This is a genomic window from Acinetobacter lwoffii, from assembly GCF_049367455.1.
Classification (GTDB): Bacteria; Pseudomonadota; Gammaproteobacteria; order Pseudomonadales; family Moraxellaceae; genus Acinetobacter; species Acinetobacter lwoffii_W.
Map to the genome: position 1 here is coordinate 115,036 of NZ_JBMPXW010000011.1, position 16,080 is coordinate 131,115.

13 protein-coding genes and 1 pseudogene are annotated in these 16,080 nt (G+C 36.0%); 11 read left to right on the top strand and 3 right to left on the bottom strand.

The genetic code is table 11. The features are described from left to right. Positions 1-264 precede the first annotated feature (264 nt). Genes ACO1B7_RS17545 through ACO1B7_RS17555 form a run of 3 tightly spaced genes read left to right on the top strand, consistent with a single transcriptional unit; the run spans position 265 to position 5,786 of the window. Positions 265-759 carry a transporter gene (locus ACO1B7_RS17545; RefSeq protein ID WP_423090432.1) on the top strand — a complete coding sequence of 165 codons (495 nt, stop codon included), beginning with the start codon at positions 265-267 and terminating at the stop codon, positions 757-759. A gap of 4 nt (positions 760-763) precedes the next feature. Beyond that, positions 764-3,157 (top strand): hypothetical protein, encoded by a 2,394-nt coding sequence (locus ACO1B7_RS17550; protein ID WP_423090433.1) that lies wholly within the window; start codon positions 764-766, stop codon positions 3,155-3,157. Then, positions 3,150-5,786, top strand: coding sequence for an integrase (locus ACO1B7_RS17555; RefSeq protein ID WP_423090434.1), 2,637 nt, complete (start codon positions 3,150-3,152; stop codon positions 5,784-5,786). Before ACO1B7_RS17550 ends, ACO1B7_RS17555 begins: the two co-directional genes overlap by 8 nt. Here the strand turns inward: ACO1B7_RS17555 and ACO1B7_RS17560 are convergent. After that, positions 5,748-6,314: an IS630 family transposase gene (locus ACO1B7_RS17560; protein WP_109455560.1), complete on the bottom strand. Its 567-nt coding sequence runs from the start codon at positions 6,312-6,314 to the stop codon at positions 5,748-5,750. The genes ACO1B7_RS17555 and ACO1B7_RS17560 overlap by 39 nt on opposite strands. Next, complete coding sequence (locus ACO1B7_RS17565; protein WP_004730277.1) at positions 6,304-6,759, bottom strand: helix-turn-helix domain-containing protein; 456 nt, start codon at positions 6,757-6,759, stop codon at positions 6,304-6,306. The genes ACO1B7_RS17560 and ACO1B7_RS17565 overlap by 11 nt, the downstream gene beginning before the upstream one ends. Positions 6,760-6,854: 95 nt before the next feature. On the opposite strand from ACO1B7_RS17565, the gene ACO1B7_RS17570 reads away from it, so the two are divergent. From ACO1B7_RS17570 to ACO1B7_RS17590, 5 genes and pseudogenes are all read left to right on the top strand, one after another. Beyond that, positions 6,855-7,685, top strand: coding sequence for a hypothetical protein (locus ACO1B7_RS17570; protein ID WP_423090435.1), 831 nt, complete (start codon positions 6,855-6,857; stop codon positions 7,683-7,685). Between the two features lie 1,332 nt (positions 7,686-9,017). Further along, positions 9,018-10,673 carry an HNH endonuclease signature motif containing protein gene (locus tag ACO1B7_RS17575; protein WP_423090436.1) on the top strand — a complete coding sequence of 552 codons (1,656 nt, stop codon included), beginning with the start codon at positions 9,018-9,020 and terminating at the stop codon, positions 10,671-10,673. Positions 10,674-11,223: 550 nt separating this feature from the next. Next, positions 11,224-12,456 (top strand): ATP-binding protein, encoded by a 1,233-nt coding sequence (locus ACO1B7_RS17580; RefSeq protein WP_423090437.1) that lies wholly within the window; start codon positions 11,224-11,226, stop codon positions 12,454-12,456. Positions 12,457-12,476: 20 nt separating this feature from the next. After that, positions 12,477-12,785 (top strand): annotated as a pseudogene (locus ACO1B7_RS17585) (HNH endonuclease signature motif containing protein); the annotation flags it as partial. 242 nt (positions 12,786-13,027) lie between these two features. Beyond that, a complete protein-coding gene (locus ACO1B7_RS17590) occupies positions 13,028-13,177 on the top strand; it encodes a hypothetical protein (protein WP_225554346.1) in 150 nt (49 codons plus the stop codon). 262 nt (positions 13,178-13,439) lie between these two features. Here the strand turns inward: ACO1B7_RS17590 and ACO1B7_RS17595 are convergent, their stop codons facing one another. Then, a complete protein-coding gene (locus ACO1B7_RS17595) occupies positions 13,440-13,769 on the bottom strand; it encodes a DUF4236 domain-containing protein (protein WP_004726791.1) in 330 nt (109 codons plus the stop codon). Between the two features lie 208 nt (positions 13,770-13,977). On the opposite strand from ACO1B7_RS17595, the gene ACO1B7_RS17600 reads away from it, so the two are divergent. Genes ACO1B7_RS17600 through ACO1B7_RS17610 form a run of 3 tightly spaced genes read left to right on the top strand, consistent with a single transcriptional unit; the run spans position 13,978 to position 16,058 of the window. Next, entirely contained in the window at positions 13,978-14,844 is an 867-nt protein-coding gene (locus ACO1B7_RS17600; RefSeq protein WP_423090438.1) for a helix-turn-helix transcriptional regulator, read from the top strand. A 10-nt stretch (positions 14,845-14,854) separates the two neighbouring features. After that, entirely contained in the window at positions 14,855-15,466 is a 612-nt protein-coding gene (locus tag ACO1B7_RS17605; RefSeq protein WP_423090439.1) for a DUF1819 family protein, read from the top strand. A 16-nt stretch (positions 15,467-15,482) separates the two neighbouring features. Then, positions 15,483-16,058, top strand: a complete 576-nt coding sequence (locus tag ACO1B7_RS17610; protein WP_423090440.1) for a DUF1788 domain-containing protein — start codon at positions 15,483-15,485, stop codon at positions 16,056-16,058. Positions 16,059-16,080: the final 22 nt, after the last annotated feature.

Sequence of the window (16,080 nt, forward strand, 5' to 3'; positions counted from 1 at the left end):
AGCCTAATTTTAAATATTTTGATTTGTTGATAAACCTTATATAGACATCGCGATACTTTGATATTGGAAAATCAAATGGTAAAGTTATTACGTGATATATCACGTTAACTCATTGAGCTGTTCTGTGTTAGCTGGATATAAACATATAACATCATAATCGGTATTTTTAGGCTAAAGATATTCTGTTGGGCCTAAGTAGTAAATTTAGAAATTAACCATTTCAACTGTATTGAGCTTGTATAGCCAGTATCGATTGAGAGAGTCATGATAGAAAAAATTGGGCATGCAAAAAAAACACCTGAAGTTCTAACTGAAGTTTTCACCAAGTTAAGTTACGTTTTGATATTAGATTTACCAGACTTTATTCAAGATTTTGTATTGGATCTTAAAAATAAGATGGATGATGAAATCAAAAAAATGCTTGACCAGGCAGCAAAAGACAATCAAGACGTTGATGAATTTGAAGTTTTAAAGTGGTTACTCGATACAATTGATGTAGCTCCTGAAGAAACTGAAGAGGTTAAAAAGCACCAACATAAAGAGGTGCATGCTGTGCTATTTACTTGTTTTTTTACTCAATTGTCCGAGGCCTTAAGTCTGAAGTTATCAGAACATATGAGAGTGGAGTCAAAACCGCAGCGTTGTGTTAAAAAATTGACTCAAAGAACTTATAAAAAATATTTTGGTTTGCCTAAAAACTTCAAGCTCAGGTTAGAACGAAAGCTGAAAATCAATTTTTACCCTGAAAAATTATGGTAACTGTATGACTAATACTGATGGATTGTCAGATCTACACGAAGAAATCAAAGTATTGGAAAAGTGGGTAAATCAGTCACTTGGTGAAAAAAAAGCTATTTTAAAAGATTTAGACGTTCAAAATAAGAATGAGTTGTATGCTGCTGCAGAAAAAATCCAGGTTACTATTAAAAAAAAGAGAATTGTGACGGAACATAAAATTCTGGCTGGTTTAACTCAATGGACTAAAATTGAACAAGAAGGGCGTCAGTATGGTTATCTGTTGACTGGATTAATTTGTGAAATGCTCAAAGAACTTATCAGTTTACCGAATTCTAGTTCTAAAGATAAAGAGCCTATCACCAACACAAAACTGATAGATTTTAAGCGAATAGTAGATGATGAAAGAGTACATAAGAAATTTAATCAACTATGTTATGCATTAAAACTGTTACTGCAGAACCAATTTAAAGACCGTGGGGAAAAAAAAATACCATGTGACAAAATTACCAATGAAATTAAAAAAATCGATGAATTTAACACCAGCAATTTTAAAGAATTTTTAACTGGTAAAGAGATGCAAAAGCACTCCATCTCATTAGATTTAGACCGTTACATTGAGCAATTTTGTATTGTCTGTAATGAGCTTAACAACAGGGAATTAAATTCATCGAAGAAACTTAGTATCAAGGATTTGATAAAAAGAATAAAAAAGGAGATTGATGTAACAAACCACTCAGGGCCATCTCCTATTCATATAGAAAATGATGACACAGAAGTCGAGATAGATGAAAAATCAGCAACTATTCTTGATCCTACACATGATGATATCAGTAAGCGTGCAAGTTCTATGATATCCGATGAAAAGCTCAAAAAAATTATTCAGAGACGTGAAGTCCCATTTGTAAGTAATCCACTTTATCTAGCACCCAGTTTATTACATCAGGTATACAACGTATTGCACGATTGTTATCAGGATAAAATGCTCAAAGAAAATAGTACAATCTTTTATGATCAATCTTCTTTGGCATTATGTGGCATGATGTCACTGCTGACTGGTCTGAGTCCTACTATCTTTAAAGATATTAATAATTTGATTGAAAAAGGAAAAATATTAGAAAAAACAAAAGTAAAAAGAATAAAAAAAACAAAAGTAGCAGAAGAAACAGAAGTAATCGAAGTAATCGAAGTAATCGAAGTAATCGAAGTATCTTATTATTGGGTGATTGATCCAAAGTTGAATGTAAATCATTCGGGCATTATGAGTGATAAATTACAGCGCTATAACAAAGCATCCACTTATAAATGGCATATTCCTAGTGCTTGGATTATTCAATTAAAAAAAAATGTTATTCAAGAACTATCTGTTCCTGAATACAATCGTTTTTTAAGGCAGCTTTTCAAACCGTATAATTTGGACAAGATTTCATGTGGAATTTTAGAAAAGCAAATATATTTCCATCTGAATATGCAGACAGGTGATGATCTCGTAGCACACTTAATGGCAAATCACGATACGAATCATGTGGTTAATTGGTCCTATGAAGGGCGTAATATTGAAGAGATAAATAGACATTTTAAAAGATACATTGATTGTTTAATAAACCGAAAAAAAGGTGATCTATGGAAAAAAGAGCAGCATCCGGGTTATATCTTTGACCGAGAACAACGTATAGGTAGTCAGCGTTGCTGGACTATCAAAGCAGCAACTCAATTTTTTAAAAATCTTTATGCTTATGTACAGACTACTTTAACGAATGATGAAGCCAATCGGATTGAGAAATTAAATGCTTATAGCATTTGGATGTGGCATCTGTCTTTAATTTGCCTCACTGTACGACCCACGATGGGTATGCCAGGTTTGATCAAAAATTATGATTCAAAATCAAAATTTATCTATATTCATGACAAAAAAATTGGTTCACGACAAGAAGGTCGTTTAGTGCCTGTAGTAGGTTATTGGCAAAAGCATTTTGATGCATACAGAGAGTATATAGATAAGACAATCACTGCATTAGGCATGAAATATCTGCAGGAGCAGTGGAAAAAAAATGAATTCATGCTGTGTATTCTTATCCATCCTCAACTGACTTCCAAAAAGCATAGCGTTGACTTTATAGAGATAGCAGACAATCTTACTTTGGCACCAATGTCAGCAGCTTTTGTGACGCATTACTTGAAAGAAACAGTTCAGATTTATAAAAACTGGCCAAGGCATTTTAGCAAAAACCATCTTGAACTCAGCAGTGATATTCATAATACCCTTTATGCACATGATGGTATTGCCATGGGGTTTGGCCATACTTCATCCTTAAGTCCTTTTCATTACAAAACAGAGATTCAACAACAGGTTGAAGCGTTACTGAAAAAATTAGAAATTTTGGAGCTAGACTTGTTTACCCAGGAAAAATCGCGTGATTAACAAAGAACTAAATCAAGAGATTCTAGAGCAATTACAAAATGCGATTGAAACAGAAACAAAAGCAATTTTTAATCAAATTTCTGAGCTGATTGATCATAAATATACTCAGAAAAAGGTGAATGGTGTCGAGATTGATTTTGAACTTCTTGATCAACGAATTGCTGATAAATTTACAAACTATCAGCAAGTTTTAATAAAAGTTTGTGAGCATTCCCAGCTCAAAAAATATTTCCGCTCTTACCTCAAGGAGTGTTTTAAACACTTTAAAATTATTTGTGAACAAGAGTATCAGGAGTGGCAAAAAAAAAATCCAGATCATGCAAAAATTTACGATATTAAATTACCAGATTGGAAAATAGCAACATTACCGCGCCGCGATAATACTTTAACAGAGGACAAGTTGTGTAATGGAGCTATTCTTGCTGATTTTAAAGAAAAATTTTATGAAAAGTGGAGCTATTCTATTAATAAAAAGACTCAAAATATAAGTTTACAATCTACAGTTGAAGCTCAGCAAAACTTAGTAAACATATTATTTGAATGTCTATGTATATCATTAATTTTCGATCAAGGATGTATTCATCCTGAACGGCTTATTGCAATTCATGATGCAATTTTTGAAATGAATCTAGACAGTGGACTACTGCCAATTTACTCTGGTTCAAAGAATCATGCCTACGTTTTCTCATACACTCTCTCATCTCAAAAATATGGCAATTTCTACCGTTATGATAGCCAAGGAGATGTGGAATTATGGCAAACACAGCAAATATATTTTAACGCAATCTCAATGCTTTGTTATTTGCGTATCCGAGAGCATCTTCATGGTAACCAAGGTTATGCATTACAGTTTACATCGCCTCTTAGTATTTGGCAGCAAACACACGATGATCAAGATCAAAAAGTTAAGCGGGAAGATTTACTTTATAAGCGGCTAAAAGCACATTTTAAAGATGTTGTTCCTGATCATCAATTTATCAAAGAGTTTGGGCGACGTCGTTTTTCTGCTTTCAAGCATATTGATTATGTTCTTTGGCAGGAGATTCCAAATTTAGATCTATTGAGTACAAGTGTACTTAATAACAAAATTATCACTACGCCTTTGATATATGAACAGCATATAGCTATTTATCATCAGCTTGATACCTGGAAAACGATTCAAGAAAGAATTGAAAATACTCATCACACTGTAGAGCTTTCTGTTTCTACTAGTGGTCAGAACGTTAAAGTTTATAATGATAAACGGATGGGTAAACGTAATGATATAAAATCATTGCTTTTATCATTTAGTGAAGATGGTAAAGAGTTGACACTAGCCAAGTTTAATGAAGCTTTGAACGCAAGTATTAATAAATCAGAGGGCGATATACGTTCCTATGAAGCTGGAGAGGGGGAATATATTGATTATGTGGTGGCAATCGCACATTTACGGATATGCCAATGGTTAAAGTATGAGCTAGGTTACAATTCTGGCTCTGGTAAAGCATCACTTCAGGTGGCATCGATAAAACGTTATTATCACAGCTTCGTTTCTGACTTTTTAATTTACATTTTAGAATACCAAATAAATTTGAATAATGCCATCGAAGAACAATTTGAAGAAATGTATGAGTACCTTATTTTAGAAAAATCAATGAAAGATCAGGAAAAGCAGGAAACAATCGCTGAGAAAAATGATAATAAAAAGCACGACACCTCTGGCTATTCTTTCGCGAGGTTAAAAACATTTCATCAGTATTTGGTCAACAAGCATGATGCACCAGTAGTAGCGTACTTGTATGAACATCAGAGAGACAGCGGGAAATTTTTAAAAACACGGACCATTAGTCCGCAGATGTTTGAATTAATGATGAAAATTGTGAAAAATTATCCACATATTTTAGGCATTTCAGGGAATGACATAGTTGCATTGCAATGGGTCTATCGACTTGCATTTAGACTAGGTTTGCGTATTGATGAAGTGACAGGCATCCGTCTCAATGATTTTGACTCTGCACAGCTTCGAAGTCATCTTAAAAATAATCGTTTACATTACGAAGCAAAGTCAGATCCTAAAGATACGACTTCAAATGAATCATCCAATTCAGATATTGAAAATCTGGTTTTAAAAATTCATTCCAACTCTCACCGTAATGTTAAAAACGAAAATGCAAATCGTCAGTTTGATTTATCCTATTTTTTAAATCCAAATGAATTTAAAGAGTTCTGTGATTTTTATAAAAAATATTTAGCTGCTTCTTTGAGCGAAGCGGAATTACAAGTACAGAATACATTACTCTTCACCTTTGAAAATCAAGAATTATCAAAAATCACTAGGAGCTTGTTTAATCTGGTATTAGGGACAAGTGATCATTCATATACATTTCACGCATTTAGGCATAGTGCTGCATCACACTTAGCAATTTTATTGAAAGGCAGCCACCAGCTTATCTGTAGTTTTACTGACTATGACTCTAGGTTTGTAGGTAGGCTTAAAAAGCATATATTGCAAAATATCGATCATGCATCATTACATAGCGCAGATGTATGGCAACGTTTAGCACATCTAATGGGACATGAAGACTTTAACGTGACCGCAAGTAAGTTGTCATTAAAAAGTAAACATGTATTCTTTTCCGAATTGGTTTGATACTTTCTCCACCCATTGCTCTATTTTGTCAGCTGTCATGACTTGAAAATCTCGCCAATAATATTTCATCTGCTTCCATACCATCTCGATTCGATTTAACTCAGGGCTATAAGCTGGAATAAAATACAGATTCGTCGAAAAGTTAGTTTTAAGTAGCTCTCTGTAATCAGCCATCTTTTTACTTCTATGAATCGAGGCATTATCAACAATAAGAACCAATGGAAGGTTATATGTCTGTTTTACTCGTTGAGCTATTCCAGTTAAATAGGCATAAAACCAAGTACTTGTCACTGACTCTTGTAAACAGCTTGTCACCAGTTTCCCCGTTGAAAGCAAACACCCCATGACATTAACTCGTTTTAATCTTATTGCATCAACCGCATGAACATCACCTATCTTTGTCCACGCATAGCGGTTATCAGGTGTAGATGAAAATCCTGTTTCATCAACATAACCTAATATAATTTCACCACGTGCCGCTTGCTCTCGTAATTCTTCAATCTGCTGTGTTGCTTGTTCAAATGCAATCGGATCTCTTTTTTTTCAAGCTATGACGGGTACGCTTGAAGACCATACCTGAATCACGTAAAAACTTACGAATGGTTTCAACAGACACGGACACTTCGTATTCTTCATGTAGTTTGACTCGGATTTGTTCTGCATTGAGTGGACTTGTATTGACCCAATCTAGGATTTTCGCCTGATAGTCTGAGATCAATGTATTGGGTCGACCTGAGCGATGACCTTCTTTAATCGATTCAAGCTCATACAATTCCCAACGTCGGCGTTGTAGCCTTATGGTTTCTGGGATACGTTCTTGTAGAGTGGCAACTTCCGCAACACTTTTACCTTCGGAAAGCCAGAGAATAGTTTGGGCACGTTGCCTTTCACGCCAATGTTTTGCATGCTTGACCAGAAAAATGAGTCGTTCTCGCTGTTCTAAACTAAGTGGTACAGAAACAATTCTAGGCATGTGTGAACATCTGTTAACTAAAAAAACCTTTTCGCATCATTAGTTATTTTTGTCAACTTAGCTATATACATCATCTTAATATTTTAATTGCAGACATGTTTTATACAGCAAAACGTGAATATCAGCCTGAATTGATTGGTGCATTACTAAAAAATAGCAAAATTATTAATGCTCAATTTAAATCCTTAAAGATATCTGAGGATGAATCAGCTTTTAACATTCTTCAAAAATCTAAGTTTTTTTTAAAGGTTTTTGAAAAACATAATGATCCAAAGCAATTCTTAAAAAAAGATGAAATTGAAAAAAAACAAATGAGTTTTTTATATCCAAAAAGATTTCTAGAATCATATCAGGAATGGAAAGCAAATGACCGGATCATAAATCCTGAAGACCAGCTTGTTAACTTAATAAAGTCAATTAGTAGACAATTTTATATTTATAAAGATAAAGAAATAGCTAGAAGTGAGGAGCGTGATCTGCAAGAAATGGATTTAAATTGGGAGCGAATGATCAATTGGTCGTATTTATATGGAATATGCCATCCATTCATAATTGACAAAGAAATTACCCCAAAAGAAATTAAAAATTTTTATTATATTTTGGAAAATAAAATTTCATTGAAAAATGATCGATCAGTTTTAGTTTTTGAAGCAGTCTGTCAAAAAGATTTAAAATTGTACGATTCATTTGTAGAGTTTATTACCAAAATATATTCGGACGTAGAATCCTACTTAGATATAGAAAAATCAAGTTCAAGTGATTTTGATAAAAAAATAGGGACTGAAGTTAAAATAAAATATTATAAAATTAGTAATAAAAAAGCAGATTCAAAGCATCATCTGATACAAAAAATTGTACTACAAAGTATCTTTTTTAAGATGAAATGCCTTGGAGTACCTTCCCTGGGTCAAAAGAAAATGGTCTAAAATGTTTTACCGGAGAAGTAGGGGGCTACAGTTTTTTTATATTAAAAAAATATATAAAAAACATCGGTATATAACTTTAGGTAATTCATGTTTGATTATTTTTTCATTATTTATGTAAATTTCTTCTTTTTTTTTTGGTCAAAAAAGGACACTTAGCGCGAGGTGTACACTCTGTGAGGTTGATTTTTGATAATTTTTTTCTTGAGAATAGCCTGGATAGGCTAGATGAGAGATTATCAAAAAAAATACTCAATAAACAAAAGATTTTGTATGACTCGCAGGAGAAAATAAGATTAAATTTAATTGTATTTTTTTATTATTCTTGTAAATTTATTCGGATATTATTTTTTAAATTTAATCTATAAAATATAAAATTATATATAAGGTAAATTTTATAGACTAGTGAGTTAATATAAATTATTTACCCTATAAATTGATTTGTTTTATTCTGTAAAATAGGGAAATTAGTTTTTATTTTTTATAAATAAAAAAATTAATTTTGCTAGATTTATAATATTAAATACAGCATAGAAAACTTGGTTGTGTTTTTGGTTTGATTTTATAAGCTAATTTTTAAATAGCCTAAGCAAATATATTTCAGAAAAATAGCCCAAGCCTTTGCTTTTTAAAACTGCTGTTTTACAAAGCAAAGGCTTGGGAGTCCACCAATATGATTATTTTTAGATTTTAATGAGATACCAAAAAATGGAGAAGATAAATTAATTAGCTTAGGTAATCCTTCTATAAGTATGCAGCATAGATTTTGAGCTAAACACGGATCCTTGTATGTAGGTAAAATACAGGGATTTTTTCGGCTAAAATTTTGAAAAAATTAAGCCAGCATTCAATTTTAAAATATCACTAAAAAATGAATAAAAAATTCTAATTTGGTTTGACCAAAGAAAAAGATACCCATATGATAATTACGTTACAGCAAAATCTGTAATCGGGCGTGGAAACCTGAAAATTACTACAGAAGCATTAAAACCGCTTTAGCGGTTTTTTGTGCTTATTATGCTTAGTTTGCCATTATGGTAGGCCAGGCAGGGCAGTCTATGACTGGCCGTCTTCTGTAGTGCGGTATTTCCACCCCTGTTTGGTCTACCTCCATCTCGTGGAAAAGATGGTTGTAGATAGTGAACTCTAAACTACAGGTACTAAACATGAAGATTTTATTATCTAATCCCCCCATTTCTCTTAGGTCTCTTTTGTTAGCGCTGACTGGATATTGACGGTCATTTAATTCACAGCTTTAACCAAATCGAACTATATACATTTTCAAATTTCGTACTTGAGCGAAAGTAGGAAAGTGTTGCCTGGAGAAAATAAGAAATGGGTTCTACACGACTATTGACCAATATTATTCAGCGTAAAGTCATGTTGCCAGAAGAAATGTCACCTTCAATGCAGCGTGACAATTTTGAAGTGGCACTGACTGATTTTGAAAAGCATCCAATCATCAAATGTTTATTTAAGGCGGATAACCAGCGTTCTACGGAATGTTGGAGCGTGCAAGAAATTGCAAACTTTATTGAGGATTGCACAGAAGATCAAAACATCAATTTATGCATTTTGTATTGGAAAGATATACACAGCAATATTTACATTATTGATGGAGCACATCGTCTTTCCTGTATCTATGCGTGGATCAATAGATATTTTGCGGATGAGCAAGTCCCTCAAGCACCTAATTTCAATGATCAACAAAAACAAGATATTCGTTACCTCCGCAATTATTTAGGAGATCTTGCTGATTTTCAAAAAATTTGTACTGATGCCGAATTTGCAGAAAAAAAATCGAAATTAGGCGATATTAAAATCAGTTTCCGGCAGGTACTGGGGACCCCGGAAGATGCGCGACGGGTATTTCAATCGATTAACTCAGATACTAAACGTTTAGATAAATATGAGGAATATCACCTCAGAAATCGCGGTAGTGACGCGTATTATGCGATCTATGCCTGTTGTTATATCAATGACAATAAATCTAACCTAGAAGAGCTCCAATATACACGTTTAAATGAGTTGATTGAGTTAGGGGAGAGGATCCACCAGCTACTTTTTTCGACCATTTTATTAGACAATGAAATGAGTCATGGCAAAAAAATTGGCTTGGTCAATGAGCTGATGAATATCATTGCGGGTGATCAGATTCATAATATTATGAGTCTGAATCAGGGGGAGCGCGTTGAAAACCTAATGTCGCATCTGTTGACCATTCTTTGCAGGATAGCGACGCCTGTAAAAAATGCTGGGGTTCCGAGTTTGGGCTTACATCCATACTTATATTTTTATAAGGATCAGCGTTTTCAGATTACTTCTTTTCTTGCATGGTTTTCAATTGTGTATGAAATTCATGAAAGCCGCATGCAGATTCATCATCGAAAGATTAGTTTCAAGGACTTCACCCGGATACGCCGTAGTATTGAGTTCTTGATCGCCAATTTCCCCGTGGCGACCACCGAAACGGTCGGCAAGTTCGGCAGTGGTATCAAGGGCTATGATCGGCTACAAATTGTCTATAAAGCCTTTATTTGCTTAAGCTTGGAAATGGAAGTTGATTTTGATGATAAGGAATGCCTGAATACCTTTATTCTGTCCATGTCTAAGGCCTTCAAGTACATAAACTTTAACGAGTTTTATGTCGAAAGATTTTTGGGTGGTTATGATGATGCAGTAGTCAAGAATGTGGTGGGATATGTGGAGTCGATTAGTCCAATTTCTCGATCAAAGCCAAAGGCCTTTTCGGCATTAACCAAGAGTCTGCTTAAGCACAATTTTGTGGTGGGTAATCATAACTTTTGCCTCATTTGTGATGGATTGATCTATCTTGATTCTACTGAATCGGATCATAGGATTGCCAAAGCCGTAGGTGGGCAAGGCGTTCTAGAGAATGGTCTGTTGGTTCATCCCATCTGTAATAGAATGAAATCAGATCTGAGTCTGGAAGAGATTAGAGCGGATTTGTTTGGTGAATTACTGTATTAATCAACAGAGCGATGAGCTCATTTTTGCAGATGTATCAATGATTAATCACATGATTTAACTTTTGATACATTCAGCCAATGTGGTTATTTTTAATTCAGTCCAGAATCACAACCAGAAACTAGCTGTAGTTTCTGAATGACCGTCAAGGTCCTTAGTTTCGCCCATAGATTCCCTCTGTGGGCTTTTTTTTGATCAAAAATTGTATAGATGCTCTAAAATAAACCTTTTAGCATTTCATAAGCAATTAGGATTAAGGCTGAGACCATCAGCACAACAAAAATGAGTTCCACTCTAGTTAACATATTAATTCCTTTTACTTTTCACTTAATTTATATAGCAGTTAAGTCGCAGCATCAATGACATAACATGACATGGAAAATAATTAAAAAGACAGAATTTGGATTTTTATCAGATCTACTGTTTGCATGCTTCAACAGTAGCTTTGAATGTTTCACTTAAACTTTAAACTTTTTTTAAAATTGAATATTTTTACATCTAGGTTCTAAACTTTGATAGAATTAATTAAAAATTTAGATTTCAAGTGTAAACAATGAGAAGCGCTAATATTCGACGTGATGGCTACTTAAAATTTCTGAATACATGGCAAGACCGTGATGTCATTAAAGTGCTTTCGGGTGTACGTCGCTCTGGAAAATCCACCTTGTTAGCGATGTTTCAACAAGACCTAAAAGCACAGGGTGTACAAGCCGAAAACATCATTGCTATCAATTTCGAATTTATGGAATTTGAAGAACTCACAGATTACCGTAAACTACATGATTATGTACTGTCTAAAGTTGATAAAAGCAAAAAAAACTATGTTTTTTTAGATGAAATACAACATGTTACTAATTTTGAAAAAGTAGTCGACTCTTTATATGTTCGAGATTATATCGATTTATATATTACAGGTTCAAACGCATTCTTTCTGAGTGGAGAACTTGCGACTTTACTCACAGGACGCTATATCGAGCAACATGTTTTACCCCTTTCATTCCAAGAGTTTAAACAGTGGCATATTGAAAATAATCCGATCATCCAACAATTATCCAATCGTGATTTGTATGCCATGTACACGCACAGTAGTTTCCCCTATACGCTTGCCATGACCAGCCAGCAGGAAACCTATGATTACTTGCAAGCGGTCTATGCCAGTGTAATGTTTAAAGATGTTATTCCCCGTTTGAATACGGCCGATATTAACTCTCTCGAGCGTGTCGCAAGATATTTGGCAAGCGTGACAGGCTCACCCATTTCCATCAATAAAATTAAAAATACCTTTGTTTCAAGTGGGGTTAAAATCTCATTTGAAACAGTAAAACGCTATATTCAGGGCTTACAGGACAGTTTGCTATTTTATAGCGCCGCACAATTTAAAGTACGCGGGCGTGAGTTATTACAATCCTCTGAAAAATACTATTTAGTTGATGTCGGATTGCGCCGGATTATGTTGCCTGATGCTAATGCTGATCAAGGTCATATTTTAGAAAATGTGATTTATCTTGAGCTTGTCAGACGAGGCTATACGGTCTATGTAGGGCGGGTTGATGAATATGAAATTGATTTTGTTGCTGTCGATACTTTACAGAATTTAACTTATTATCAGGTGGCATTAGAAACGCTCAATGAGGAGACACTCACCCGAGAGTTACGTCCATTACAGAAAATTTCTGATTCATATCCCAAGTATTTACTTACCTTAGACACCATAGGGACTGAAGCCAATTATAATGGTATTGTAAAAATGAACGCTCTTGATTGGTTGCTGTCTGAAAATAAATAAAGTGGAGTGTAGGCATCGACAATCCAATTTCTCGATCAAAGCCCAAGGCCTTTTCAGCATTAACCAAAAATTTGCTTAAGCATAATTTTCTAGTGGGTAATCATAACTTTTGCCCCATTTGTGATGGATTAATCTATCTCGATTCTACTGAATCGGATCATAGGATTGCCAAAGCCGCAGGTGGGCAAGGTGTGCTAGAAAATGGTCTGCTGGTTCATCTGCTCTGTAATAGAAGAAAATCAGATATCAGCTTAGAGGAGACTAGAGCGGATTTGTTTGACGAGCTTTTGTACTCATCTATCAGCAAGATATGGCTTGGGTCTGGCTGATTTACCCTAACCAGCCTTGCAAGTCATGGTTAGTCAATACTCTTGTTCTTAACCTGAACATAACGCCTAAACGATCCGATTCTATAAAGTTGGATCGTTGATTAAGCCGTTTTTAAGGACTGATTTCTATATATACAGGGGGCAGTCCTTTTAATATCACCTTGATTCATCGTATTGAAATATTGATGTTACAAAATAGTACTATTCATGTGATTGATTTAAATCAAATAGGGGATTGCAAAATGAAAAGTTTACTAACAACATTACAAGGCTTATTAGTACGTGAGCCGTCAGATTTAACCTCACAAACAATTGCTAAAATGGATTTAACCATTCATCGCCAATACCAAGATCAACAGGTGATACTATTACGTACTGACTATTTAGAATAGTCTGAATAATTAAAAAAAACACACAAAATAATGAAGCTATAAAAAAGCTCCTTTAAAAAACCGCAATTCATTAAAACTACAACAAAACTTACTTTTAAGCTGTGCGATCAGCAATATGCTGTGAGCCACAGTCGCTGATTTAAATAACAGATAGAGTAGTAGCGAGAATCGCGCTGTAGTTTCTGAAGGATCTTAATATCCTTAGTTTGCCCACTCACCCATGTGGGCATTTTTTTTTGATCAAAATACAATGTTGTTTTTGCTAAAAAATGACGGCACCCACAATAAAACACAATATTCCAAAAATAATCCAAGGCCAGATCTTTGTCTTCGGTTGTTCTAAATTCTGAGGATTATATTCCGTGTGTTCTAGCGATGTCGGTTGTGGAACACGGGTCTTTTTAGAGTAAGGTTGGTGTTTAGAGTAAGATAGTCCCGTACCTGGAATGCCGACACTGGTTCGCGTACCTTTTTTCCCAATATTTAGAGAAGCACCAGGTTTGCCAATGCTGGCACTGCTGATGCCTTTATGGGTTAGATTAATTTTAAAACCCGGGAATAATTTAATACTTTTACGAAATCTAAAACCCATATTTCTCTCATTCTAAAACTTAGCTCAATTCACGCGCTATACCAGGATCCATGATCTGCTAGAGATCGTACTTTGACGGCTATCATCAGGATACTAGTATATTTTTTATCTGATGATTGCAATACTACCTTTAAATACCGTCAAAAATGTTTACTGTATATTTGCTGTAGGGTAATCTTAAAGCTGCTATTTATTGACTGATTGGTATATGACGACAGATAAGCATGAAGTCCTGCTACGAATGCGAGCGATCGAGCTGCTTGCATACTGGGAAGGTCGTTTGGTTACCAATCGTTTGATGAGCTGGTTTGGACTTAGTCGACAGCAGGCTTCTGCGGATATCAAGCGTTACAATACGCTGTATAACCCAGATGCCTTGATTCATGACCCCTCCGTCAAGGGTTATGTGCCTAAAGCCAGCTTCCAGCCTGTACTGACTACAGCGCATATCAATGAATATCTCAATATGCTGTCAGGTTTGGTTAGTGAATCGCATACCCTGATTGCGACACCAGAACCGAATCTTGCAGCAGTTCAATTACCTGATCGCAGTGTACGTCCTGAAGTGATTCGGGAAGTTTTGCGTGCCTGCCGAAACCAAAACACTTTAAAAATGATTTATGCCTCGATGCAGAATCCGCAGTGGCATGAGCGCATCATTTCCCCACACACCCTGGTGTATACCGGTTTTCGCTGGCATGTCCGTGCCTATTGCCATCAGAGCAAGCAGTTTAAGGACTTTTTACTCTCCAGAATTGATCGCACACCTGTTGTGGTGGCGATTGAGTCAGTACAGCCTGCTCAGGATCAGCAATGGCATGAAGAAATTGTACTGACGCTGATCCCTAATCCAAAATTGAACTCATCACAACAAGCGCTGGTCGAAAAAGACTTCGGCATGCCTGATGGCAGATTACAGATTCCGGTGAAAAAAGCCCTGGCTCACTATACTTTGCAGCGATATCAGGCCGCGATCACGCTGGCTGAGGCGGATGATGCCTTGAAATATCCCTTGGTACTACAACGCTCAGATATCGAAAAGCTGTCGTCTTACCTGTTTGATCAGGCCTCATAGGAGATTGGCCATGTTAGAACAATTTCATTATGACAGTGACCTGATTGGTGGCTCCCTGATGGTGCGTGAAAGCCGGCTGATCGCTGATCTGTTATTACGAGAAGCGACTCCAGAACAATGGCATCAGGCAATTCAGATTGACAATATTCTGCAAAAAAGAACGCCTGCTTCAGCCCAACGTAACGCCACTGCCATTCGTAAGCGTCTTGAGCGCTTAGAGCCTGATTTCTGGAAAGCTTTGCGTGATGGGGATGATGAGCTGGCGACCCAGGTGGCTTTTTGTGGCGCACTGGAACGCAACCTGTTGCTGCTTGAGTTTATGGAAACGGTGATGAGGGATGCCTATATCTCCCAGGCGCAACACTTGGACGGTTATATCTGGTCAGATTTTTTGGATGAACGCTCACAACGCGATCCGGATATCTGTGATTGGAAAGAGTCCAGCAAGAAAAAAATGGGGCAGGTGGTGTTTCGCATGCTGGCAGAAGCCGGTTACTTAAAAAGTACCCGTAAGCTGGAGTTGCAGCGCGTGATCGTCAGAGCAGAGCTGCGTAGCCTGTTGGAAGAACATTATAAACAACGCATTAAAAGATCTATGGAAGTGTCGGTATGGACGCGTTAGTTGTAGAGGGGCAGCAATGAGTCAAACAATACATGAGCGTCTGAACCAGATTCCAGAGCGAATACTTTCAACCGAATTTCTCACTGGACAAGGATTAGGCAATGAAATTGGCTTCTGGATTTTTGATTATGCACCTGAAGATGAGTTGAGGGTGCGCGAATATCTGCATTTTCTCGAAGGGATGCTAGAGAAAAAATACAGTCAGCTGAAGGTGGTGAATATCAACCTGCTGCAAGCCGTGGTGGATTATCTGGCTGAGCGTAACTTCATCGATAAAGCCATTCAAATGCAAAAAGCCAAAGGCGATGAAGCGCTGCTCAAAGCCTTAAAGGGCCCACTGCATATGGATAAGTTCGCGCCTTATCTGGTGAGTAAATATGCCACCAATGAGCAAGATATTGTGTTGATGACTGGGGTAGGGTCGGTTTGGCCACTGTTACGTGCCCATCACTTATTGAATAGTTTGCATTCGTTACTGGGGCATAAGCCAGTGGTGCTGTTTTACCCAGGCTATTACGACGGTCAAGCGATGAGTTTATTTGGAAAAATTCCAAGCAACAATTACTACAGAGCATTCAGATTAGTGCCTTAAACACGGCAAATAGAAATAAGAA